Source organism: Halomonas sp. B23F22_10 (genome assembly GCF_043496975.1).
Taxonomy (GTDB): Bacteria; Pseudomonadota; Gammaproteobacteria; order Pseudomonadales; family Halomonadaceae; genus Halomonas; species Halomonas smyrnensis.
Genome location: NZ_JBIEKF010000005.1, coordinates 198,728 through 221,774, shown reverse-complemented (window position 1 = coordinate 221,774; position 23,047 = coordinate 198,728). Strand labels below are relative to the sequence as shown.

Genomic DNA, 23,047 nt, shown 5'->3' with positions numbered 1-23,047 from the left:
GCCGGACCATCGCGAGGGCGCTGTAAATACCTCCCTGTAAGCTACTTTTGCCTTCCTTGGCAAAAAATCCTCGCTCCACCTTACCCCCGGCGCTCATCGACTAGGATCTGCTACGCACCGTACTCCGTCACCAGCGCCTCGACGTGGCTCGCCAGGGTGAAGTCCTCCAGCACCCGCGCCCGGCCCGCCGCGCCGAGCCGCTCGCGCAGCGCGCCGTCGTCGACCAGCTCGGCCAGGGCCGCGGCCCAGGCCTCGGGCGATTCGGGATCGGCCAGTCGCCCGGTGTCCGGGCTCACCAGCTCCGGAATCGCCCCGCTCGAGGCCCCCACCACCGGCCGGCCGGCGGCCATGGCCTCGATTACCGTCAGCCCGAAGGCCTCGTTGCGCGACGGCGTGCAGACCACGTCCAGCGCCTGCAGGCAGCGCGGCAGGTCGGCGCGGAAGCCGGCGAAGGTCATGCGGTCACCGAGCCCCAGCGCCTCGACGCGCTCGCGCAGCGCCTCGACGAAGGCCGCGTTGCTACCCTCCTCGGCCGTCAGCCCGCCGATCATCACGCCATGCCAGGCCGCGCCAGCGCGCGTTTCGGCCAGCCGCGCCAGCGCCTCGATCCACACCCGCTGCCCCTTGCCCGGAGTGATGCGCCCCGGCAGGCCGATCGCCACCGCGCCCTCGGGCACGCCCAGCTCGGCGCGCAGCCTGTCGCGCTCGGCATCGGCCGGCTCGGCCACATAGGGCGCCGGATCGATGCCGAGATAGAGCCGGCGGATGCGCTCGGCGGGCAGCGGGAAGGCCTGGAGATTGCGGGCGCGGGTCGCCTCGCTGATCGAGAACAGCCGGGTGACGCGGCCGTAGGCCCAGCGATGGTAGACATCGCGCTTGGGCCGGGTGACGCCCATGTGATCGGTGAAGAACAGCCGGAGCCCCGGGCGCAGCGTGGCCAGCAGCGCGCCCAGGCGCAGGTCGCTGGACTTGTGGCAGTGGATGGCCTCGATGCCGTGGGCCTTGAGGTAGTCCAGTATGCGCCCGACCCGCCACAGCGCCTGGCCGCGGGACGGCACCGTCAGCGGCGTGACGCCGACGGCCTCCAGGCTCGCCGCCACCCGCGAACCGGCGAGCGCCAGGCCGTGGGCCTCCCACCCCTGGCGGGCCAGCTCGGGTATAATCCGCGCAGGATACATTTCCAGTCCGCCCCAGCCGTTCGAGAGGCAGAGCTGCATGACCTTGGGTCTCAAGGCATCCTCCATTCGGTATCGGGGCTCGGGAGCCCCATGACGAGTTTCTCCGATCAACGGCCGCCGCGCCTGCTGGTGGTTCGCAACGACAAGCTCGGCGACTTCATGCTGGCCTGGCCGGCCCTGGCGGCCCTCAAGGCCGCCTCGCCGCGCCCCCACGTCAGCGTGCTGGTGCCGAGCTACACCGCCCCGCTGGCCCGCGCCTGCCCCTGGATCGACGAGGTGATCCTCGACCCGGGCGACGACGCCGGTCATGAGGGTCGGCGCGAACTGCTGGCCGAGCTGAAGGCCGGCCGCTTCGATGCGCTGCTGACGCTGTTCTCCACGCCGCGCATCGGCTGGCTGGGCTGGCGGGCCGGCATTCCGCTGCGCCTGGCGCCGGCCACCAAGTGGGCCCAGCTATTCTACAACCGCCGCGTCACCCAGCGCAGGTCGCGCTCGGAGAAACCCGAGTACGTCTACAACCTGGAGCTCGCCGAGTCGCTGCTCGAGGCGCTGGGCATCACGGTGCCGGCGCGGCCGGCGCCGCCCTGCTGGCCGCTGGACGACGCCGAGCACGCCCGCCAGCGCCGTCTCGTGGCCGAGGCCACCGGGCTCAGTGATGACCGCCCCTGGCTGTTCCTGCACCCCGGCAGCGGCGGCTCGGCGGTCAACCTCGCGCCCGAGGCCTATGTGCGGCTGGCCCGCGACGTCGACGCTCGGCTGCGCGAGACGGACACGGCGCCGGCCTGGGTGATCACCGCCGGCCCCGGCGAGACCGACAACGCCGACGCCCTGTGCGAGACGCTGCGCGAGGCCGGGCTCGAGGCCCGGCGCCTGCCACCGAGCGCGGGGCTGGAGGCCTTCGCCAGGAGCCTCGCGGCCGCCGACCTGTTCATCGCCGGCTCCACCGGGCCGCTGCACGTCGCCGCCTGCCTGGACCGGCCCACCGCGGGCTTCTACCCCTCGCGGCGCTCGGCCACGCCGCTGCGCTGGCAGACCTGCAACGCCGAGGACCGGCGCCTGGCCTTCTGCCCACCCGAGGGCGCCCACGAGGCGGACATGGCATCCATCGATCTGGCCGCCGCCGCCGAGGCCATCGCCGCACGCCTGACTTCCTCTTCGATCAGCGAGACCCGCCCATGACGCCCATCTCCGGCATCATCATCACACTCAACGAGGCCGACAACGTCACCGACTGCGTCGTCTCCCTGCAACGGGTCTGCGACGAGGTGATCGTCGTCGACTCCGGCAGCCAGGACGACACCGTGGCGCTGGCCGAGGCCGCCGGCGCCCGGGTGATCCACCAGCCCTACCTCGGCGACGGCCCGCAGAAGGCCTTCGCCGTGCCCCAGGCCGCTCACGACTGGATCCTGGCGCTGGACGCCGACGAGCGCCTCGACGACGACGCCATCGCGGCGGTCCAGGAGCTGGCGCTGGATGACCCGCAGCAGGCCTTCCGCTTCAAGCGCCGCAACTTCGCCGGCCGCCACTGGATCCGCGCCGCGGGCTTCTATCCCGATCCGGTCACCCGGCTCTACCACCGCACCACCTCGGGCTATCTGCCCAAGAAGGCGCACTCCTCGGTGCAGGCGCCCTCGGTGGTCGATCTGGATGCCCATATCCGCCACTTCACCTACCGCGACCTGTCGCACTGGATCAGCCGCATCGACGCGCTCTCCAGCCGTGACGCCTGGGCGATGAAGGAGCGCGGCAAGCGGCCCTCGGCGGTACGGCCGGCGCTGCACGCGGCCACCGCCACCTTCCGCAAGCTGATCCTCAAGGGCGGCCTCTTCCAGGGCGCGGACGGTTTCACCGTGGCCATGACCACGGCGTTTCACGCCTACATGAAGTACGCCAAGCTCAACGAACTCTACGAGAACGAGCGTGCGGATCATGACCCGCGCTGAGCACACCCGGCCCATGCGATTCAGGCGCCCACGGGGATGGGCCCTGCTGACCCTCGGCCTGGCGCTGGGCTTCGCCGCCGTCACCGTGACCCGGCTACCGACACTTGCGCTGTGGCCGATCGCCGCCGGCTGGGTGTGGCTGGCCCATCGCCTGCGCTGGGGCGACGACGCGGCCGCGTCGATGCCGCGACGCCGCTGGCCCTGGTCGCTGCTGCCGCTGATCCTGTGGGGCATCTACGTCTACCTGGCCGACAGCTTCGGCAAGGTCGATCTCGGCGCGGTGTTCTTCCATCTGCAGGCCGGCATCAGCGATCACGGCGGCGGCGAGCGGCTGGTCGCGGCCATGCTCTATACCCTGGCCATGCTGGCGGTGCTGGCGGCCTTCACCTGGCTGGTGCGACGCGACGATCGCTGGGCCCGCCATGAACGCCTGCTGGCCGCGGTGCTGCTGCTCGGCAACCCGATGCTACTGGGGCTCGGCCAGCGCGGCATGGCCCTGGTCACCGAGGACGGTGCCTGGCTCGATCGCCGCTATGTGGCGCCGGTGATCCAGGCGGCGCCGACCGACCCGCCCAACCTGCTGGTGCTCTACCTGGAGAGCCTGGAGCGCACCTACGCCGACCGCGATCGCTTCGGCGACGCCTATGCGCCGCTCGCCGAACTGGGCGAACGCGGCGTGGTCTTCGAGGGCGTGCGTCAGATCGACAACACCGGCTGGACCATGGCCGGCATGATCGCCAGCCAGTGCGGCACGCCGCTGATGCCGGCCGGCCTGCTCCACGACAGCCAGTTCGAGCCGCTGGAGCGGGTCGTGCCGGGCATCGACTGCCTGGGCGACCTGCTGCAGGAGCAGGGCTATGCCCTGAGCTATCTCGGTGGCGCCAGCACCCGCTTCGCCGGCAAGGGGCGCTTCTACACCGGCCACGGCGTCACGCGGGTGCGCGGCCGCGAGACCCTGACCCCGCGGCTCGAGGATCCGGACTACCTCAACAGCTGGGGGCTGTACGACGACAGCCTCTACGACTTCACCCTGGAGGAGATCCGCCGCCGCGAGGCCGAAGGCGGCCCCTGGGGCGTGATCGCGCTGAGCCTCGGCACCCATCCGCCCGCCGGCTACCCGGCCCGCGCCTGCGAGGCACGCCAGGGCGAGCACGACGGCGAGGACATCCTCTACGCGGTGGAATGCTCGGCCTGGCTGGCCCGGCGGCTGGTCGAACGCCTGGAGGTCGAGGGGCTGCTGGACAACACCCTGGTGGTGCTCGCCAGCGACCACCTGACCATGCGCGTCTCGGCCTGGGACGAGCTGATCGCCGGCCCACGCGCCAATACCTTCATGCTGCTGCACAACGACCTGATACCGCGGCGCCTCGACCGCGAGGGTTCGACCCTCGACGTGCTGCCCACCATGCTGGAGGCCATGGGCTTTCGCGTCGAGAACCACCGCGCGGGACTCGGCGTCTCGCTGCTGTCGCGGGAACCGACGCTGGTCGAGCGCCACGGCCTGGAGGCCATCAACGCCCGGATGCAGGAGGAGACCGCCTTGCAGCGCCGACTGTGGAAGGGGCTGGATCTGCCCCGCCCGGAGCCGGCGTCGGTCCGGGCGGAACCTTCGGGCGAAGCGCCGTAGGCCGCGGCTAGCCGGCCAGGATGGCCGACAGGATCTTCTCCGGCGGCTGCCGCTTGAGGCAGTGGGTGTGCCCCAGCGGGCAGGTCCGCTCGAAGCAGGGCGAGCAGTCCAGCGCCAGGTAGTGGATCTCGGCGTTGCCGGTGAGCGGCGGCGTGTAGGCCGGCGAGGAGGAGCCGTAGATCGCCTGGATGCGGGTGCCCGCGGCGGCGGCCACGTGCATCAGCCCCGAGTCGTTGGTCACCGCCTGGCGGCAGTCGGCGAGCAGGTCCACCGCGTCGGCCAGCCGGGTCTTGCCGCACAGGTTATGGGCATGCTCGAGCCCGCCGGCGATGGTCTCGCCGGCGGGTTCGTCCTTGGGCCCGCCCATCACCCGCACCTCGAAGCCCTCGGCGATCAGCGCCTCGGCCAGGCGGCGGAAATACTCGAGCGGCCACTGCTTGGCGGGACCGTACTCGGCGCCGGGCATCATGGCGATGGCCGGGCGGCCGCCGATTCCGAGCGAGGCGTGCAGCGACGCCAGATTGGCGTCGTCGCGCCGCAGCGCCGGGCGCGGGATCGGGAAGTCGCCCCGCGCCGCCTCGCCGGCCGGCAGCCCCAGCGACACGAAGCGCTTCACGGTCTGGTCGAGCACGGCCTTGTCGAGGCGGCGACGCTCGTTGAGCAGCCCGTAGCGCTGCTCGCCGTGGAAGCCGACGCGCCGCGGGATGCGCGCCAGGAAGGGCACCAGCGCCGACTTCCAGGAGCGCGGCAGCACGATGGCGCGATCGAAGCGCCCGCGCAGCGAGGCGGCCAGCCGGCGCCGCGCGGCCCAGCCGAACTCGCCGTGGCCGACTTCCAGCGCGGCCACCTCGTCGACCTCGTCCATCCGCTCGAGGATCGGCCGCGACCAGGCCGGCGCCACCACGCCGATGGTCGCCGCCGGGTCGCGTTCCTTGAGCGTCTTGAACAGGCTCTGGGCCATGACCATGTCGCCGACCCAGGACGGGCCGACGACCAGGATGCGCTCGCCCGGGTCAGGCATTCAGCCACTCCAGGTAGGCCTTCACGCCTTCGGCGACGGTGTGGAACTCGCGGTCGTAGCCGGCCTCGCGCAGCCGCGCGATGTCGGCGCGGGTGTAGCTCTGGTAGCGGCCCTTGAGCTCGTCGGGGAAGTCGATGTACTCGATCTTGCCCTTGCCGTAGTAGTCGACCACCGCCTCGCCGATCGCCTTGAACGGCTCGGCGCGGCCGGTGCCGAGGTTGAAGATGCCGGAGGCCTCGGGGTGGTCGAGGAACCACAGGTTCACGTCGACCACGTCGCCGACGTAGATGAAGTCGCGGCTCTGCATGCCGGCCTCATAGCCGTCCCAGGCGCCGAACAGCTTGAGATCCTGGCCGCCGCTGATCTGGGTGTGGTGGTGGTAGGCGACGCTGGCCATCTTGCCCTTGTGCTGCTCGCGGGGGCCGTAGACGTTGAAGTAGCGGAAGCCGACCACCTGGCTCTCGAACTCGTCGTGGCGGGCGCGCACGTACTGATCGAACAACAGCTTGGAGTAGCCGTAGACGTTGAGCGGCTTCTCGTGCTCGGGCTCCTCGCGGAACACCTCGCTGCCGCCGTAGGTGGCCGCGGAGGAGGCGTAGATGAAGGGAATGCCCTTGAGCTGGCAGAAGTGCAGCAGCTCCTTGGAGTACTCGAAGTTGTTCTCGAGCATGAAGCGACCGTCCCACTCCGTGGTGTCGGAGCAGGCGCCCTCGTGGAAGATCGCCTCGATGGGCGGCAGGTGCGAGGTCTCGCCGTTGAGGGCGGCCTTCACCCGGGCCAGGAAGTCGTCCTTGTCCAGGTAGTCGCCGAGGGTGCAATCGGCCAGATTGACGAACTTGGTGCCGTCGCTCAGGTCGTCGACCACCAGCACGTCGTTACGGCCGCGCTCGTTGAGAGCCTTGACCAGATTCGAGCCGATGAAGCCGGCTCCGCCTGTCACTACGATCATGGGGATTCCTCTCTATGCGGTTGGAGCCACCGCGGTTGGGCCGATGATGAGGGGCGCCGGGGACGGAGCGAAGAGAGGGTCCTACGCCATGGATGGCGTCGGTAGCGCCCAGGGAGGGGTTCACAGCGCCCTCTCGCAGCTCCGTCGACGGATCAGCCCCGAGCCCTCGCCCGACGACGATGGCCCAAGGTATTCCGGGCTGCGCCTATAACCGATCTGCCCGTGATTGTATACTTGACCGCTCGTGAATTCATGGCCAACGGTGACCCGCCAATGACACAGTCGACGCCAGACGTGACAACCTTCCAGGGCCTGATCCTGGCCCTGCAGCAGTACTGGGCCGAGCAGGGCTGTGTGGTCCTCCAGCCCCTGGACATGGAGGTCGGCGCCGGGACCTTCCACCCGGCGACCTTCCTGCGCTCCATCGGTCCCGAGACCTGGAATGCCGCCTACGTGCAGCCATCCCGCCGCCCCACCGACGGCCGCTACGGGGAAAACCCCAACCGCCTGCAGCACTACTACCAGTTCCAGGTGGTGATGAAGCCGTCCCCGGCCAATCTCCAGGAGCTCTACCTGGGCTCGCTCAAGCGTCTCGGCCTCGACCCGCTGGTTCACGACATCCGCTTCGTCGAAGACAACTGGGAATCCCCGACCCTCGGCGCCTGGGGCCTGGGCTGGGAAGTGTGGCTCAACGGCATGGAGGTGACCCAGTTCACCTACTTCCAGCAGGCCGGCGGCCTGGAGTGCTACCCGGTCACCGGCGAGCTGACCTACGGCATCGAGCGCATCGCCATGTACGTCCAGGACGTCGACAGCGTCTACGACCTGGTGTGGACCGTCGCCCCCGATGGCACCAGGGTCACCTACGGCGACGTCTTCCTGCAGAACGAGCGCGAGCAGTCGACCTACAACTTCGAGCACGCCGACGTGCCGGCGCTGTTCGCCGCCTTCGATCACCAGGAAGGCGAATGCACCAAGCTGATCGAGACCGGCCTGCCGCTGCCCGCCTACGAGCAGGTGCTCAAGGCCTCGCACACCTTCAACCTGCTCGATGCCCGTCACGCCATCTCGGTGACCGAACGCCAGCGCTACATCCTGCGCGTCCGCACCATGGCCCGTGACGTGGCCCACGCCTACTACGAATCGCGCAAGGCCGCCGGCTTCCCGCTGGCCCCCGAAGCCCTGCGCCGCGAACTGCTTGCCGAAGGAGACGCTTGAGATGGCAGCCGATAGCTTTCTGGTCGAACTGGGCGTCGAGGAACTGCCGCCGAGTGCGATCGACAAACTCTCCGATGCCCTGGCCGAGGGCGTGTCCCGCGGGCTGGCCGACGCCGATATCACCCACGGCGAGGTGAAGGCCTACGCCTCCCCGCGCCGCCTGGCCGTGCACGTCGAGGCGCTGGCCGACAAGCAGCCGGACCGCGAGGTCGAGCGTCGCGGTCCGGCGCTGGCCGCCGCCTTCAAGGACGGCGAGCCGACCAAGGCCGCCCAGGGCTTCGCCCGCTCCTGCGGCGTCGAGGTCGACCAGCTGATCCACCTCGAGACCGACAAGGGCACCTGGCTCGGCTACCGCGAGCAGCAGCAGGGCGAGGCCACCACCGCCCTGCTGCCCGCCATCGTCGAGAAGTCCATCGCCGGGCTGCCGGTGCCGAAGAACATGCGCTGGGGCGCCTCGCGCATCGAGTTCTCCCGCCCCGCCCACTGGCTGGTGATGCTCTACGGCAGCGACGTCGTCGAGGCCAGCGCCCTCGGCCTGAGCGCCGGCCGCACCACCCGCGGCCACCGCTACCACGCCCCCGAGCCGCTCGAGCTGGCCCACGCCGACGACTACCTCGAGGCGCTGGAACAGGCCTGGGTGCTGGCCGACCGCGACAAGCGCCGCGAGCGCATCCGCGAGCAGGTGCTGGCCGAGGCCGAGGTACAGGAGGCCCAGGCGGTCATCGACGAGGACCTGCTGGTCGAGGTCAGCGGCCTGGTGGAATGGCCGGTCGCCCTGGCCGGCGGCTTCGACGAACGCTTCCTCGAGGTGCCGGCCGAGTGCCTGGTCTCCTCCATGAAGGCCAACCAGAAGTACTTCCACCTGCTGGACGCCGAGGGCAACCTCAAGCCCGGCTTCATCACCATCTCCAACATCGACAGCGCCGAGCCGGAGCAGGTGATCCGCGGCAACGAGAAGGTGATCCACCCGCGCCTGGCCGATGCCGCCTTCTTCTACGAGACCGACCGCCAGCAGCCGCTGGCCGCTCGCGTCGAGGGCCTCGCCAGCGTGGTCTTCCAGCAGAAGCTCGGTTCGCTGGGCGACAAGTCCCACCGCAACGCCGCCGTGGCCGCCTTCATCGCCGGTCGCATCGACGGCGACGTGCATCAGGCTCGCCGCGCCGCCGAACTGGCCAAGTGCGACCTGGTCACCGAGATGGTACTGGAGTTCCCCGAGCTGCAGGGCATCATGGGCCGCTACTATGCCACCCATGACGGTGAGGATGCCGAGGTCGCCCAGGCGCTCGAGGAGCAGTACCTGCCCCGCTTCGCCGGCGACGCCATCCCGCAGACCCGCGCCGGCCAGGCCCTGGCCCTGGCCGACCGCCTCGACACCCTGACCGGCATCTTCGGCATCGGCCAGCGCCCCACCGGCACCAAGGACCCGTTCGCCCTGCGCCGCGCCGCCATCGGCGCGCTGAACATCCTGATCCAGGGCGAGCTGAACCTGGACCTGCGCGAGCTGCTCGAGCTGGCCGCCGCCCAGCATCAGGAACTGCCCTACGCCGACGGCCTGGTCGACGAGGTACTGGCCTACATGCTCGACCGCTTCCGCGCCTGGGCCCAGGACGAAGGCATCGGCGCCGAGGTCTACCTGGCCGTGCGTGCCCGCCCGGTCACCAAGCCGCTGGACTTCGCCCGTCGCCTGCAGGCGGTGAACGCCTTCGCCCGCCGCGAGGAAGCCGCGGCCCTGGCCGCCGCCAACAAGCGGGTCTCCAACATCCTCGCCAAGCAGGGCGGCGACGTGACCGTCGAGGTCGACGCCGGCCTGCTGCAGGAAGACACCGAGAAGGCCCTGGCCGAGGCGCTGAGCGGCTGCCACCAGAAGGTCGCCCCGCTGTTCGCCGAGGCACGCTACAGCGATGCCCTGGACGTGCTGGCGACCCTGCGCGAGCCGGTCGACCGCTTCTTCGACGACGTCATGGTGATGGCCGATGACGAGGCGGTGAAGCGCAACCGCCTGGCCCTGCTGGCCAGCCTCCAGGCGCTGTTCCTCGAGGTCGCGGACATCGCCGAGCTCCAGCACTGAGGGAAGCACGCGATGCGAAAGGGCCGGCGAGGCGACTCGCCGGCCCTTCTTTTTGTGCCGATGTTTCATGTGAAACATTGGGGCAAGGAGGGCAGCCCTGCGACAGAAGGTGGCGACCACCGCTCCCCTCTCCGCACGATCACCATGTTCCACGTGAAACATCACGCGGTCTCGGGGACTGACAGGCGTCACGAAACCACTCCTTCAACCAGGCCACCAGGGCCTCCAGCCGCTGGGGACGATAGCGATCTCTCGCCATCAGAGCATGCATGCCGGAGGACGGCGGCATGTAATCGTCCAGGGCGCTCTCCAGGACTCCCTCATCGAGAGCCGCACGAATATCAGCAGACGACTTGAGAATCACTCCCGCGCCTTCCATGGCCCAGCGCCTCAACAGCGTCCCGGAGTTGGCTCTGAGTGAGCCGGCAACCGGCACGCTCAAAGCCTTGCCGCCCTCCTGGAAGTGCCACGGGGTCTGCGGTTCCCCGTCTCGCGTCAGTACCAGACAGTCGTGCGCATGCAGTTCCCGCGGGTGCATCGGGCGACCGCGGCGCGCCCAGTAATCAGGCGATGCCACGACTCGACGCTCGTCGTCGGCGAGCGGCACACCGATCAACGCACTATCGGTCAACGGGCCGACCCTGATGGCCAGATCTATCCCCCGACCGACGCCTCTCGATAGACCATCGCTGAGGTGCAATTCCAGCGAGACACGCGGATGGCGACGCTGGAAAGCGAGCAAGGCCGGAGCGATCCGTCGTTCACCCAGATCATGGGGAGCGGTCACCACCAGATCTCCGGACAGCGCGGCCTGGCGACGATGCATGCGATCCTCGGCCTGCTCCATGGCCGAAACGGCCTGCCGGCATCCCTGGAGGAAGGCCGCGCCCTCCTCGGTCAGCGACAGTACGCGCGTGGTTCGATTGAGCAGCGTGACGCCAAGACGATGTTCGAGGCGCTTTAATCGGTAGCTCGCCGACGACAGTGCCATGCCCTGCTGATGCGCGGCCGCCGACAGGCTGCCTGACTCTATGGTGGCAATGAAGAGTCGGTAGGTAAGAAGCTCGTCCATTATTCGACAATATTGAAGAGTGTTTTCGTCATACGAGTGTATATTGAATTCGCTACCGCGGTGAGGATGAATGCACATGCTACGCACGCGGAGGAGACGGACGCATGAAACGCTTCGATCAACAAACCCTCTTCATCGTCGGCGGCGGCTCCGGCATGGGCGCCGAGCTGGCCCGCCAGGCCAGCGCCCAGGGCGCGCGTATCGCCCTCGCGGGCCGTCGCCGCGCACAGCTGGACACCGTGGCGGCTTCCCTGGAGGGCCCCGTCAGCGTTCACCCGCTGGACATCAGTCGGCGCGAATCGCTCGAGACGGCATTGGACGAGATCGGCCAGGTCGATCATATCGTCAGCACGGCCGCGGACCTCACCTTCAAACCGTTCATCGAGCTCACCGACGAGGATATCCAGCGCACCCTGGACAGCAAGATCTGGGCCTCGATCCAGCTCGGACGCGCCGCCCATCACTATCTGGCCCCGAAGGGCAGCCTGTTGTTCTACTCCGGCGTGGCGGCCTACCGTCCGGCACCGGGCGCTAGCCTGGTCTCGTCCGCCAATCACTGGCTCGAAGGCATCATGAACGGACTGGCGGTCGAGCTCGCGCCGCGTCGAGTGAACGTCATTTCTCCTGGGGTGGTGGACTCCGCCACCTGGGACGGCATGGACGAATCCGCACGCCAGACGATGTTTGACGAGACGGCCAGGAGCCTGCCGGTGGGACGTGTCGGCCAGGTACAGGATCTGGCCACCGCGGGTCTCGCGATCCTCGAGAACGGCTATATCGACGCCCAGGTGCTACACGTCGACGGCGGTGGTCGTATCGCCTGATCGACGACGCATCATCTTCGCCCCTCCCCTTACCCAACATGGAGGCCCCATGAGCCAGCCCATCAAGGCCCTGATCGCCGGTGCCAGCGGCATCATCGGTCACGGCGTGCACCGCGCCCTCGATACGCCACACAACGTGGTCAGGGGGCTGGCACGCCATCCCATCGACGGCATGGACACCCTGTGCGTCGACCTCACCGATCCCGAGGCCACTCGCCGGGTGATCGCCGAGCAGGCCGCCGACACCACCCACCTGTTCTATGCGGCCCTGTCACCGGACGACGACCTCGCCGTGGAAGCGCAACGCAACGCGGCGATGCTCGAGAATCTGCTGGATGCCCTGGAGGTGGCCAATGCGCCACTCGAACGGGTCGTCATCTACCAGGGGTTCAAGATCTACGGCATCCATCTGGGCGCCAAGGTGCCGACGCCCGCTCGCGAGGACGACCCCAGCCATCTGCCGCCCAACCTGTATCAGGCTCAGCAGGCCATCCTGACGGAACGCGCCCGCAGCGCCCGCTGGGATCATGTTGTGCTGCGCCCCGACCTGATGATCGATGGCAACGTCCATGGCAACCCCATGAACATCGCCGTCGTCATTGGTGTCTTCGCGGCGCTGTCGCGTGAGCTGGGCGTGCCGATGCGCTATCCCGGCACCGAGGCCGCCTATCGCGTACTGATGCAGTTCACCGATGCCGACCTGCTCGGCGAGGCCAGCGCTTGGGCGGCGACCGCCGAGGGCATCGCCGGCGAGGCCTTCAACATTACCAACGGTGACGTCTTCCGCTGGGAACGGCTGTGGCCGGAAGCCGCCGAGCACCTGGGGTTGGAAAGCGCCTCTCCCGTGCCGATTCCGCTCACGCAGCACATGGCCGACAAGCAGCCGGTCTGGGAGCGCATCGCCAGGCGTCACGATCTGGTCGAAGAGCGGTTAGATCGACTGGTCGGCTGGGGCTTCGGTGACTTCATCTTCCGTACCGAGTGTGACGTCATCTCCGACGTCAACAAGATCTACCGGTACGGCTTCACCCCCCGCTGCGACTCCCATGAGCGGCTCCTTCATGCCCTGGATCGTCTGCGGGAACGACGCGTCATTCCTTGAATCGCCCCTCGCCGGCCACCGGGCCGATTGACGCCGCACCAAGTCGAGCGTCGGGCGTCACCCGACGCTTGGCATCTCCTGTTTCACATGAAACACTTCCGTGACTGTTCCCATTCTGCCCGGAGCCGTCATGCCGTGTGACGAGGCGCCTGCCGCCCAGCTAGTCATCCTCGACCGGGATGGCGTGATCAATCAGGATTCCGACGACTACGTGAAGTCGCTCGACGAATTCGTGCCCTACCCCCAGGCCATCAACGCCATCGCCCGCCTGTCGAAGGCCGGCTGGACGGTGGCCGTGGCCACCAACCAGTCGGGGATCGCCCGTGGCTATTACGACGAGGCAACGCTGGCGGCGATGCATGAGCGGCTGAAGGCGCTCGTCGCCGCGGCCGGCGGCGAGATTGCCCACATCGTTCACTGCCCGCACGGCCCCGACGATGACTGCGACTGCCGCAAGCCACGGCCCGGGCTGCTCGAGCGGCTGGGGGCCGCTCTCGAACTCGAGAGCCTCACGGGCAGCTGGATGGTCGGCGACAGCCTGCGCGATCTGGAAGCCGGCGAAGCGGTCGGCTGCCGGGCGGTGCTGGTGCGCACCGGCAAGGGCGAACGGACCCTGACCAGGCATCCCGAGCGCGCGAGTGACGATCGGACACGGGTGTTCGACGACCTGTCTGCCTTCGTCGACTGGCTGCTCGAACGACAGCCGTAAGCTGCCAGTCGGCAGACGGGAATCACCCACAGCAAAAAGAAAACCCCGAAGGCTTAACCTTCGGGGTTTTCTTGTGCGCGGCGCCAGCGATGTTTCACGTGAAACATCGTGCCGGGGATCAGATATCCAGATTGGCCACCAAAGCGTTGCGCTCGATGAAGTCGCGGCGCGGCTCGACCTCGTCACCCATCAGGGTGTTGAACATCATGTCGGCGGCCACGGCATCCTCGATGGACACGCGCAGCATGCGCCGCGTCTCGGGATCCATGGTGGTCTCCCACAGCTGCTCCGGGTTCATCTCGCCCAGGCCCTTGTAGCGCTGGATGGACAGGCCACGCTGGGCCTCGTTCATCAGCCACTCCAGGGCATCGTAGAAGCTGCCGATCGCCTGCTGACGCTCGCCGCGGGCCACGAAGGCGCCCTCCTCGACCAGACCGTCCAGGGTCTCGCCGAGGCCGGCGATGGCGCGGTAGTCGGCGCTGGTGAAGAAGTCGACGCCCCACACGTAGTCGCTGGTGACGCCGTGGGCGAGCAGGGTCACCGCCGGCAGGTAGAGGCCTCGCTCGCTGTCTTCTTCCAGGCGGAAGCGGTAGCGCGGGCCACCCTCGTAATCCACCAGGGCATCCATCTCGCGCTGCAGGTAGTCGATCCAGCCCTGCATCGCGGCACGGTCGCGCAGGCTCTCCTCGCCCTCGACGCGCGCGGCGTGGACGATCTTGCGTAGCACCACGTCCGGATAGACCCGCGACAGGCGCTCGATGCGGCGCATCACGTCACGGTACTGATCCACCAGCGACTGCAGGTGCTCGCCGCCGATGCCCGGGGCGTCGGCGCTCACGTGAAGGCGTGCGCCGTCCAGGGCGGTGGTGGTCAGATAGTCGGTGAGCGCCTGTTCATCCTTGAGGTAGCTCTCCTGCTTGCCACGCTTGATCTTGTAGAGCGGCGGCTGAGCGATGAACACATGACCGCGCTCGATCAGCTGCGACATCTGACGGAAGAAGAAGGTCAGCAGCAGGGTCCGGATGTGGGAGCCGTCCACGTCCGCATCGGTCATGATGATGATGGAGTGGTAGCGCAGCTTGTCGGGGTTGAACTCCTCGCGCCCGATGCCGCAGCCCAGCGCGGTGATCAGGGTGCCGACCTCGGCCGAGGAGAGCATCTTGTCGAAGCGCGCCTTCTCGACGTTGAGGATCTTGCCCTTGAGCGGCAGGATCGCCTGGGTACGACGATCGCGGCCCTGCTTGGCGCTGCCGCCGGCCGAGTCACCCTCGACCAGGAACAGCTCGGAGAGCCCCGGGTCCTTCTCCTGGCAGTCGGCCAGCTTGCCGGGCAGGCCGGCGATGTCCAGCGCGCCCTTGCGACGGGTCATGTCGCGGGCCTTGCGCGCCGCCTCGCGGGCGCGGGCCGCGTCCAGCATCTTGTTGACGATGGACTTGGCCTCGTTCGGCTTCTCGACCAGGTACTCGGCGAACTGCCGCCCCATCTCCTGCTCCACCGCGGTCTTCACCTCGGAGGAGACCAGCTTGTCCTTGGTCTGGGAGGAGAACTTCGGGTCCGGCACCTTGACCGAGATGATCGCGGTCAGGCCCTCGCGGGCATCATCGCCGGAGGTGTTGACCTTGGACTTCTTGAGCAGGCCCTCGGCCTCGATGTAGTGGTTCAGCGTGCGCGTCAGCGAGGCACGGAAGCCGGCCAGGTGCGTGCCGCCATCCCGCTGGGGAATGTTGTTGGTGTAGCAGAAGATGTTCTCGGCGAAGGTGTCGTTCCACTGCATGGCGATCTCGACGCCGACGCCGTCCTCGCGCTCGATGTTGAAGTGGAAGACCGGGTTGAGCACCGTCTTGTTGGTGTTCAGGTGGTCGACGAATGCCTTGAGGCCGCCCTCGTAGTGGAACAGCTCTTCCTTGCCGGTGCGCTCGTCCATCAGCCGGATGGCGACGCCGGAGTTGAGGAAGGACAGCTCGCGCAGACGCTTGGCCAGCACATCGTAGTGGAACTCGATGTTGTGGAAGGTCTCGGGCGACGGCCTGAAGTGCACCCGGCTGCCGCTCTGCTCGGTCTTGCCGACCACCGACAGCGGCGCCACGGGCACGCCATGACGGTAGACCTGCTCGTGGACCTGCTCGTTGCGCCAGATGGTCAGCTTGAGCTCCTCGGAGAGCGCATTGACCACCGAGACCCCGACGCCGTGCAGGCCGCCGGAGACCTTGTAGGAGTTGTCGTCGAACTTGCCGCCGGCGTGCAGCACGGTCATGATCACCTCGGCCGCCGACACGCCCTCTTCCTCGTGCACGTCGGTCGGAATGCCGCGGCCGTTGTCGCTGACCGTGATCGACTCGTCCGGATGAATGATCACCCGGATCTCGCTGCAATAGCCGGCCAGGGCCTCATCGATGGAGTTGTCCACCAGCTCGAACACCATGTGGTGCAGGCCTGTGCCATCGTCGGTGTCGCCGATGTACATGCCGGGCCGCTTGCGTACCGCATCCAGGCCCTTGAGGACCTTGATGCTCGATGAGTCGTAAGCCTGTTCGCTCATTGACTACTCCGTCATGAAGTCTGTCTGTCCGTTGGCAGCAGCTGCCCCTGCCCCGATTCGGTGCGTTTCACGTGAAACATCGCCACCGGCGTCTGCGCGCTCCACGCGCCGTCCAGCGCCTCCGGGTCGACACTGGTGATGAATGCCTGGCAGCGCATCCGTTCCAGCCAGGTGCAGAAGACTCGGCGGTGCGCTTCGTCCAGTTCGGCGGGGAGGTCGTCGATCAGATAGACGCAGGACTGGCCCGTGGCCTGCTCCAGCAGACGCCCCTGGGCCAGCTTCAGGGCACTCACCACCAGCTTCTGCTGGCCCCGTGAGAGCACCTCCACGGCCGGCCGCCGGTCGAGGCGAATGCCCAGGTCGGCCCGCTGCGGCCCCTGCTGCGTGAATCCCATCTGGCGATCGGTGTCCCGCCCCTGCTGCAGCACCTCGGCCAGGGAGCGCTTGCGGTCCCAGCCCCGCGAATAGCGCAGGGTCAGGCCCGGCAGCTCGATCAACCCGGCCAGGGTCTCGCTGAACACCGGCTGGAAGTCCGCCATCCAGTCGCGACGCAGAGCGTCCAGTCGTTCGCCCCACAGCACCAGCTCCTGCTCCCAGGCATCCAGTGAAGCATCGTGCATTCTACCATGCCTGAGCAGGGCATTCCGATGCTTGAGGGCCCGACGATAGCGCCGCCAGGCGTCGAGAAAATCGTGTTTCACGTGAAACACGCCCCAGTCGAGGAACTCGCGGCGGCCGGCCGGCGAGCCCTCGAGCAGGCGGAAGGCGTCGGGATTGATCAGCTGCAGCGGCAGCACCTCGACCAGCCCCGAGAGGCGATCCAGGCGCTCGCCGCCGAGACGCAGCTCGAGCTCCTCGGCGTCGCGGCGGCGGCGCACGCCTAGCGGCACGGGCGGGTCGCCCACCAGGCGACCGTGGAGAGTCAGGCTCTCGGCATCATGGGCGATGGCGTTCGGCAAGCGGCGCGTGCGGAACGAACGCCCCATGCCCAGCACGTGGATGCCCTCGAGCAGGCTGGTCTTGCCGCTGCCGTTGGCGCCCGTGAAGAGATTGATGCCCGGCCCGGGCGCGAGCTCCAGGGCCTGCAGGTTGCGCAGGCCCTGGAAGGAGAGACGATCGAGGGGCATTCCGTCAGAGGCGCATGGGCATGACGACGTAGAGGGCGTCGCCGCCGCCCGTCTCTTCCATCAGCGCACTGCTGTTGGGATCGGCCAGGGTCATCTGCACCCGCTCCTGGTCGAGCACGTTGAGCACGTCCACCAGATAGCCGACGTTGAAACCGATCTCCATGGCCGGCCCGGCGTATTCGATGGCCACGTTCTCCTCGGCCTCTTCCTGCTCGGGGTTGTTGGCCATGACCCGCAGGTTGCCCTCCTCCAGGTTGAGGCGCACGCCGCGGTACTTCTCGTTGGAGAGGATGGCGGTACGCGACAGCACCTGACGCAGCTCGGAGCGATCGGCGATGAACACCTTGTCGCCGTTGCGCGGCACCACCCGCTCGTAGTCGGGGAACTTGCCGTCCACCAGCTTGGAGGTGAAGGTGAAGTCGCCGGTGTGGGCGCGGATGTGGGTGGCGCCGAGGGTCAGGCTGACCGGCTCGTCGCTGTCGTCGAGCAGGCGCACCAGCTCGAGGATGCCCTTGCGCGGCACGATCAGCTTCTGCGACGGCTCGACCTGGATCTCGGCCGGACGCGAGCAGACCGCCAGGCGGTGGCCGTCGGTGGACACCGCGCGCACCAGGTTGCTGGCGAACTCCAGCAGCATGCCGTTGAGATAGTAGCGCACGTCCTGCTGCGCCATGGCGAAGGAGGTGGAGTCGATGAGGTGCTTGAGGGTGCCGCGGGGCAGGCTCAGCTCGACGCTGCTCTGGCCGTCCTCGATGCTCGGAAATTCGGCCACCGGCAGGGTCGAAAGCGTGAAACGCGAGCGGCCGCTGCGCAGCACCGCCCGCCCCTCTTCCAGCGACAGCTGGATCTCGGACTGGTCGGGCAGCGACTTGCAGATGTCCATCAGCTTGCGCGCCGGCACGGTGATGCCACCCGGCTGTTCGACCTGGCTGGCCACGGTGCGCCCGATCAGCTCGACCTCGAGGTCGGTGCCGGTCAGCGAGACCTGGTCCTGCTCGACCTGAATCAGCACGTTGGACAGCACCGGCAGGGTCTGACGACGCTCCACCACGCCGGCGACCAGCGCCAGCGGGCGCAGCAGCGCTTCACGGGAGATGGAAAATTTCATGTCGACTCCACTTCTCTTGTCCTGGAGGGATGGGGGCCGGCGCCGCGCCCGGCCCTTCGCATTCGGGCAATCAGCTGGTCAGCAGACGCAGCAGATTCTTGTAGTCCTCGCGGATGTCCGCGTTCTCTTCCTGAAGCGCCTGCACCTTGCGGCAGGCATGCAGCACGGTGGTGTGGTCGCGTCCGCCGAAGGCGTCGCCGATCTCCGGCAGGCTGTGGTTGGTCAGCTCCTTGGCCAGCGCCATGGCGACCTGGCGGGGGCGGGCCACCGAGCGCGAGCGCCGCTTGGAGAGCAGATCGGCGAGCTTGATCTTGTAGTACTCGGCGACGGTGCGCTGGATGTTGTCGACCCCGACCTGCTTGTCCTGCAGGGCCAGCAGGTCCTTGAGCGATTCGCGGATGAAGTCCTGGGTGATCGGTCGACCCATGAAGTGGGAGTCGGCGATGACCTTCTTCAGGGCGCCCTCCAGCTCGCGGACGTTGGAGCGGATCTTCTGGGCGATGAAGAAGGCGGCGTCATGGGGCAGATCGACCTTGGCCTGGTCGGCCTTCTTCATCAGGATCGCCACCCGGGTCTCGAGCTCCGGCGGCTCGATGGCCACCGTCAGGCCCCAGCCGAAGCGCGACTTGAGGCGCTCCTCCACCCCGCTGATCTCCTTGGGATAGCGATCCGAGGTCAGGATCATCTGCTGGCCGCCCTCGAGCAGGGCATTGAAGGTGTGGAAGAACTCCTCCTGGGAGCGCTCCTTGCCGGCGAAGAACTGGATGTCATCGATCAGCAGCGCATCGACGCTGCGGTAGAAGCGCTTGAAGTCGTTGATGGCGTTGAGCTGCAGCGCCTTGACCATGTCGGCGACGAAGCGCTCGGAGTGCAGGTAGACGACCCGCGCGTTCTCGCGCCGCCCGGCCAGGGCGTTGCCGACGGCATGCATCAGGTGGGTCTTACCGAGGCCGACGCCGCCATAGAGGAACAGCGGGTTGTAGGCGCCACCGGGATTCTCCGAGACCTGACGGGAAGCGGCCCGGGCCAGCTGGTTGGACTTGCCCTCGACGAAGGTCTCGAAGGTAAAGCTCGGGTTCAGGCCGCTGTTGTGCTTGAGGCTGCCTTCCACCTGCACCTGGCGCTCGCTGCCGGGCCGGCGGGGCACGTCGCCGCCCTCGTCACGCAGCTGGTCGATCTCGCTCTCGTCGGCCACGTCGCCGCGCGGCGGGGTCTGTACCGCCGGGGCCCGAGGCGCGGCGGAGACGGGGTCGCCCAGTTCGCGGGTCTGCGGGGCCGGCGACGCCACGCGCCGACTGCCCACGGTCACCACCACCTTGGGCGGCTTGGCCGGCGACAGTTCACGCATGAGCTCGCTGATGCGCTTGGCGAACTTGTCGCTGACCCAATCGCGCACGAAGCGGTTGGGGGCCAGCAGACGCAGCTGGTTGGCCTCACCTTCCTCCGCCTGCAAGGGGCGAATCCAGGTGTTGAACTGCTGGGAACTCAGTTCGTCCTGCAGGGTATCCAGACATTGTTGCCAGAGAGCGAGCGACACGCGACCTCACCATTCGGTTGAAGAACGACCGGACATTGTATCGCGCCACCGCCGGGTTATCCACATGGATGGCCGCTGCGGACAACGCTGTGGAAAACCTGCCCGGGGAAACGGGAGGAAGCTGGGCGTAATCTGGGCACCATCCCGCCCCTGTGGATGAGTGGCATATCCATGCACCGCTCGTCCACCGCCTGTCTCGACCTTCCCAAGAGGCTATCCACACAATTGTGATAACGGCAAGGATCTGATGTGGAAAAGGTTGTACTGGTTATCCACAGAAACCTTCCCCATCAATAATCACAGGGTGTAATAGAAAACCAATACCAGTAATGGTAGTGGATTCGCCATCGACGGGGAGAGAACGCCCCGGTGAAAAGTCGCAAGGAAAAATTGCGCCCGAGGCCCGATATCACTACAATTTCCGGTCCTGAGCCGAATCTACCCGGATTCCCCACCGGAACCCGGGCGCCTCTATTCGCCGATTTGTTCCAAAAACCACGTGGGAATAACGAGTTATGAAACGCACATTTCAACCCAGCGTTCTCAAGCGCAAGCGCGCGCATGGCTTCCGTGCTCGCATGGCCACCAAAAACGGTCGTGCCGTCCTGGCGCGTCGTCGCGCCAAGGGCCGCAAGCGCCTGAGCGCCTGATCGCGGACCTCCCGTGTCCAGTCAGGGCTTTCCCCGGCAGCTGCGCCTGCTGACTGCCGGGGACTACCGACGCGTCTTCGACAGCGCTGCCTTCAAGGTCCATGGCAAGGGATTGATGGCCCTGGCCTCCCCCAATGATCTGGGGCATCCCCGCCTCGGACTGATCTTCAGCAAGAAGAACGTGCGTCGGGCCGTCGACCGCAACCGCCTCAAGCGCATCGCGCGCGACTCCATTCGTCTTCGCCAACACCGACTTCCCCCTGTGGATATCGTGCTGCTCGCCAGACGCGGCGTTCAGGATCTGGACAACGCCACCGTCCACCGCCAGCTGCACGGCATGTGGAAGCGTCTGGAACGCGAAGCGAACAAGGCGACCGCCGGCGACTCATCTGCGGCAGAGCGTCGATGACGCTCCCTGCCCGTCGCTGTTGGCACCGCCCGGAGCCTGCATCCGCGTGATCACGCCAGACGCCATCCCGCTTGACCTCGCCGCGTTCCCAAGGGACGCTCTGCGAGCCAACGCTAGCCTGCCCCCGGCAGGCTTTCGCGTATGTCGGGCCGGCGAGCGGCATCGCGCCACCGGATTGTTCACCACCCATCGAGCAGACCCCTCATGGATGTAAAACGACTACTACTGCTGATTCCCCTGGCGGTCCTCGCCTACCTGATCGTCGTGCAGTGGAATCAGGATTACGGTCAGGTGGCCACCGCCCCCCAGGCCCCGACCATCTCCAACGAGAGCCAGACATCCTCCTCCGGGGACGGCGGCGGTGACGACCTCTCGGTGCCGACCCAGAACCGCTCGGCGGACGACATGGCCAGCGAGATGCCCGGCCAGGCATCCGGCAACAGCCGCGACCTGGTGGCCGTCTCCACCGACGTGCTGGACGTGCGCATCGACCCGCAGGGCGGCGACATCGTCTACGCCGCCCTCCCCCAGCACCAGTACGCGCTCGACTCCGGTCAGCCCTTCGTGCTGCTCTCCAACGACCGGACGCGCAGCTACGTGGCACGCTCCGGCCTGCAGCTGGAAGGCCACCAGGGCCGCCTGACCTTCTCTCCCGAGCAGACCGAGTACCGTCTCGCCGAGGGCGAGGACGAGCTGCAGGTGGACCTCTCGGCCAGCGTCGACGGCGTGGACGTCATCAAGCGCTTCACCTTCGACCGCGACAGCTATGCGGTGAAGGTCGACTACCTGCTGGACAACCAGGGCGAGACCCCGGTGACCGCCCGCTTCATCGGCCAGCTGGTGCGCGATGACAGCGCCGATCCGTCGAGCGGTCCGAAGATGGGCATGCGCTCCTACCTGGGCGCCGCCTATTCCACGCCGGAGGACAACTACCTCAAGGTCGACTTCGAGGAGATCCAGGAAGGCAACTTCGACAATCGCGACGTCGAGGGCGGCTGGGTCGCCATGATCCAGCACTACTTCACGTCCGCCTGGGCGCCAGCCCAGGACCAGCAGAACCTGTACTACGCCACCACCGACTCCCAGGGCCGCAACGTGGCCGCCTTCGCCGGCGCCAACCAGAGCGTCGCCGCGGGCGGCACCGCCGCCCTGGGCGCCACGCTCTACGTGGGGCCGAAGGTCCAGGAGCGCCTCGAGGCCGTGGCGCCGCACCTGGAACTGACCGTCGACTTCGGCTGGCTGTGGTTCATCGCCAACCCGCTGTTCTGGCTGCTGGATCATATCCAGGACGTGATCGGCAACTGGGGCTGGTCGATCGTCATCCTGACCCTGCTGGTCAAGGCCGCACTGCTGCCGCTCTCCGCCAAGGCCTACAAGTCCATGGCGCGGATGCGCAAGCTCGGCCCGGAGATGCAGCGTCTCAAGGAACAGTACGGCGACGACCGCCAGAAGATGTCCCAGGAGATGATGAAGTTCTACCAGAAGGAGAAGATCAATCCTCTGGGGGGCTGCCTGCCGATCCTGGTGCAGATGCCGGTCTTCATCGCCCTCTACTGGATGCTGCTCGAGTCCGTGGAGCTGCGCCACGCGCCCTTCATGTTCTGGATTCAGGACCTGTCGGTGAAGGATCCGTTCTTCGTGCTGCCGATCCTGATGGGCGCCTCGATGTTCGTGCAGCAGCTGCTCAACCCGACGCCGCCGGACCCGACCCAGGCGAAGATCATGAAGCTGCTGCCGGTGGTCTTCACCTTCTTCTTCCTGTGGTTCCCGGCCGGCCTGGTGATCTACTGGGTGGTGAACAACATCACCTCGATCGCCCAGCAGTACTTCATCACGCGCAAGATCGAGGCCGATCCCAGCGTCGGCAAGGGCATGAAGACCAAGTAACGGCTCGCCGTCACAGGTCTTCCCTCCCCTCCAGACCCCCGCCTCGGCGGGGGTCTGGCGTTTGCGGAGCCGGAACCGG

19 protein-coding genes are annotated in these 23,047 nt (G+C 67.7%); 11 read left to right on the top strand and 8 right to left on the bottom strand.

Annotation, left to right across the window (positions count from 1 at the left end; genetic code table 11):
* Nucleotides 1–110: 110 nt before the first annotated feature.
* Nucleotides 111–1,232, bottom strand: coding sequence for a glycosyltransferase family 4 protein (locus ACGTNF_RS13275; RefSeq protein ID WP_394602084.1), 1,122 nt, complete (start codon nucleotides 1,230–1,232; stop codon nucleotides 111–113).
* A 36-nt stretch (nucleotides 1,233–1,268) separates the two neighbouring features.
* Here ACGTNF_RS13275 and ACGTNF_RS13270 point away from each other — a divergent pair, with 36 nt between their 5' ends.
* From ACGTNF_RS13270 to ACGTNF_RS13260, 3 genes are read left to right on the top strand one after another with little or no spacing between them, the layout of a single operon-like run.
* The gene (locus ACGTNF_RS13270; protein WP_394602083.1) at nucleotides 1,269–2,357 is read left to right on the top strand and encodes a glycosyltransferase family 9 protein; all 1,089 of its coding nucleotides are present in this window, start codon (nucleotides 1,269–1,271) and stop codon (nucleotides 2,355–2,357) included.
* Entirely contained in the window at nucleotides 2,354–3,121 is a 768-nt protein-coding gene (locus ACGTNF_RS13265) for a glycosyltransferase family 2 protein (RefSeq protein ID WP_394602082.1), read from the top strand. Before ACGTNF_RS13270 ends, ACGTNF_RS13265 begins: the two co-directional genes overlap by 4 nt.
* Nucleotides 3,108–4,748, top strand: coding sequence for a sulfatase-like hydrolase/transferase (locus ACGTNF_RS13260; RefSeq protein WP_394602081.1), 1,641 nt, complete (start codon nucleotides 3,108–3,110; stop codon nucleotides 4,746–4,748). The genes ACGTNF_RS13265 and ACGTNF_RS13260 overlap by 14 nt, the downstream gene beginning before the upstream one ends.
* A 7-nt stretch (nucleotides 4,749–4,755) precedes the next feature.
* Here the strand turns inward: ACGTNF_RS13260 and waaF are convergent, their stop codons facing one another.
* Together waaF and rfaD are read right to left on the bottom strand one after the other, a co-directional pair.
* Nucleotides 4,756–5,769 (bottom strand): lipopolysaccharide heptosyltransferase II, encoded by a 1,014-nt coding sequence (gene waaF, locus ACGTNF_RS13255; RefSeq protein WP_394602080.1) that lies wholly within the window; start codon nucleotides 5,767–5,769, stop codon nucleotides 4,756–4,758.
* Nucleotides 5,762–6,718 (bottom strand): ADP-glyceromanno-heptose 6-epimerase, encoded by a 957-nt coding sequence (rfaD, locus tag ACGTNF_RS13250; RefSeq protein WP_394602079.1) that lies wholly within the window; start codon nucleotides 6,716–6,718, stop codon nucleotides 5,762–5,764. Before rfaD ends, waaF begins: the two co-directional genes overlap by 8 nt.
* Before the next feature lie 273 nt (nucleotides 6,719–6,991).
* Between rfaD and glyQ the strand changes: the two genes are divergently transcribed.
* Both glyQ and glyS read left to right on the top strand, forming a co-directional pair.
* The gene (gene glyQ / locus ACGTNF_RS13245; RefSeq protein WP_040477865.1) at nucleotides 6,992–7,936 is read left to right on the top strand and encodes a glycine--tRNA ligase subunit alpha; all 945 of its coding nucleotides are present in this window, start codon (nucleotides 6,992–6,994) and stop codon (nucleotides 7,934–7,936) included.
* A 1-nt stretch (nucleotide 7,937) separates the two neighbouring features.
* Nucleotides 7,938–10,004 (top strand): glycine--tRNA ligase subunit beta, encoded by a 2,067-nt coding sequence (gene glyS, locus ACGTNF_RS13240; protein ID WP_394602078.1) that lies wholly within the window; start codon nucleotides 7,938–7,940, stop codon nucleotides 10,002–10,004.
* 139 nt (nucleotides 10,005–10,143) lie between these two features.
* Here the strand turns inward: glyS and ACGTNF_RS13235 are convergent, their stop codons facing one another.
* Nucleotides 10,144–11,076, bottom strand: a complete 933-nt coding sequence (locus tag ACGTNF_RS13235; RefSeq protein ID WP_394602077.1) for a LysR family transcriptional regulator — start codon at nucleotides 11,074–11,076, stop codon at nucleotides 10,144–10,146.
* 104 nt (nucleotides 11,077–11,180) lie between these two features.
* Here ACGTNF_RS13235 and ACGTNF_RS13230 point away from each other — a divergent pair, with 104 nt between their 5' ends.
* The 3 genes from ACGTNF_RS13230 to gmhB all read left to right on the top strand — a co-directional run bounded on the left by ACGTNF_RS13230 (nucleotide 11,181) and on the right by gmhB (nucleotide 13,711).
* The gene (locus ACGTNF_RS13230) at nucleotides 11,181–11,900 is read left to right on the top strand and encodes an SDR family oxidoreductase (RefSeq protein WP_394602076.1); all 720 of its coding nucleotides are present in this window, start codon (nucleotides 11,181–11,183) and stop codon (nucleotides 11,898–11,900) included.
* 49 nt (nucleotides 11,901–11,949) lie between these two features.
* The gene (locus ACGTNF_RS13225; RefSeq protein WP_394602075.1) at nucleotides 11,950–13,002 is read left to right on the top strand and encodes an SDR family oxidoreductase; all 1,053 of its coding nucleotides are present in this window, start codon (nucleotides 11,950–11,952) and stop codon (nucleotides 13,000–13,002) included.
* Nucleotides 13,003–13,132: 130 nt separating this feature from the next.
* A complete protein-coding gene (gene gmhB / locus ACGTNF_RS13220) occupies nucleotides 13,133–13,711 on the top strand; it encodes a D-glycero-beta-D-manno-heptose 1,7-bisphosphate 7-phosphatase (protein WP_394602074.1) in 579 nt (192 codons plus the stop codon).
* A gap of 118 nt (nucleotides 13,712–13,829) precedes the next feature.
* Here the strand turns inward: gmhB and gyrB are convergent, their stop codons facing one another.
* The 4 genes from gyrB to dnaA all read right to left on the bottom strand — a co-directional run bounded on the left by gyrB (nucleotide 13,830) and on the right by dnaA (nucleotide 20,022).
* Nucleotides 13,830–16,250, bottom strand: a complete 2,421-nt coding sequence (gene gyrB, locus ACGTNF_RS13215; RefSeq protein WP_394602073.1) for a DNA topoisomerase (ATP-hydrolyzing) subunit B — start codon at nucleotides 16,248–16,250, stop codon at nucleotides 13,830–13,832.
* Between the two features lie 11 nt (nucleotides 16,251–16,261).
* Nucleotides 16,262–17,377: a DNA replication/repair protein RecF gene (gene recF / locus ACGTNF_RS13210; RefSeq protein WP_016854180.1), complete on the bottom strand. Its 1,116-nt coding sequence runs from the start codon at nucleotides 17,375–17,377 to the stop codon at nucleotides 16,262–16,264.
* A 4-nt stretch (nucleotides 17,378–17,381) separates the two neighbouring features.
* On the bottom strand, nucleotides 17,382–18,485 hold the full coding sequence (gene dnaN / locus ACGTNF_RS13205; RefSeq protein WP_152477708.1) for a DNA polymerase III subunit beta: 1,104 nt from the start codon (nucleotides 18,483–18,485) through the stop codon (nucleotides 17,382–17,384).
* Between the two features lie 70 nt (nucleotides 18,486–18,555).
* Nucleotides 18,556–20,022, bottom strand: a complete 1,467-nt coding sequence (gene dnaA, locus ACGTNF_RS13200) for a chromosomal replication initiator protein DnaA (protein ID WP_026068327.1) — start codon at nucleotides 20,020–20,022, stop codon at nucleotides 18,556–18,558.
* A 515-nt stretch (nucleotides 20,023–20,537) separates the two neighbouring features.
* Between dnaA and rpmH the strand changes: the two genes are divergently transcribed.
* From rpmH to yidC, 3 genes are all read left to right on the top strand, one after another.
* A complete protein-coding gene (rpmH, locus tag ACGTNF_RS13195) occupies nucleotides 20,538–20,672 on the top strand; it encodes a 50S ribosomal protein L34 (protein WP_008959105.1) in 135 nt (44 codons plus the stop codon).
* Between the two features lie 13 nt (nucleotides 20,673–20,685).
* On the top strand, nucleotides 20,686–21,081 hold the full coding sequence (rnpA, locus tag ACGTNF_RS13190; RefSeq protein ID WP_394602072.1) for a ribonuclease P protein component: 396 nt from the start codon (nucleotides 20,686–20,688) through the stop codon (nucleotides 21,079–21,081).
* 204 nt (nucleotides 21,082–21,285) lie between these two features.
* Nucleotides 21,286–22,968, top strand: a complete 1,683-nt coding sequence (yidC, locus tag ACGTNF_RS13185; RefSeq protein WP_394602071.1) for a membrane protein insertase YidC — start codon at nucleotides 21,286–21,288, stop codon at nucleotides 22,966–22,968.
* Nucleotides 22,969–23,047 lie beyond the last annotated feature (79 nt).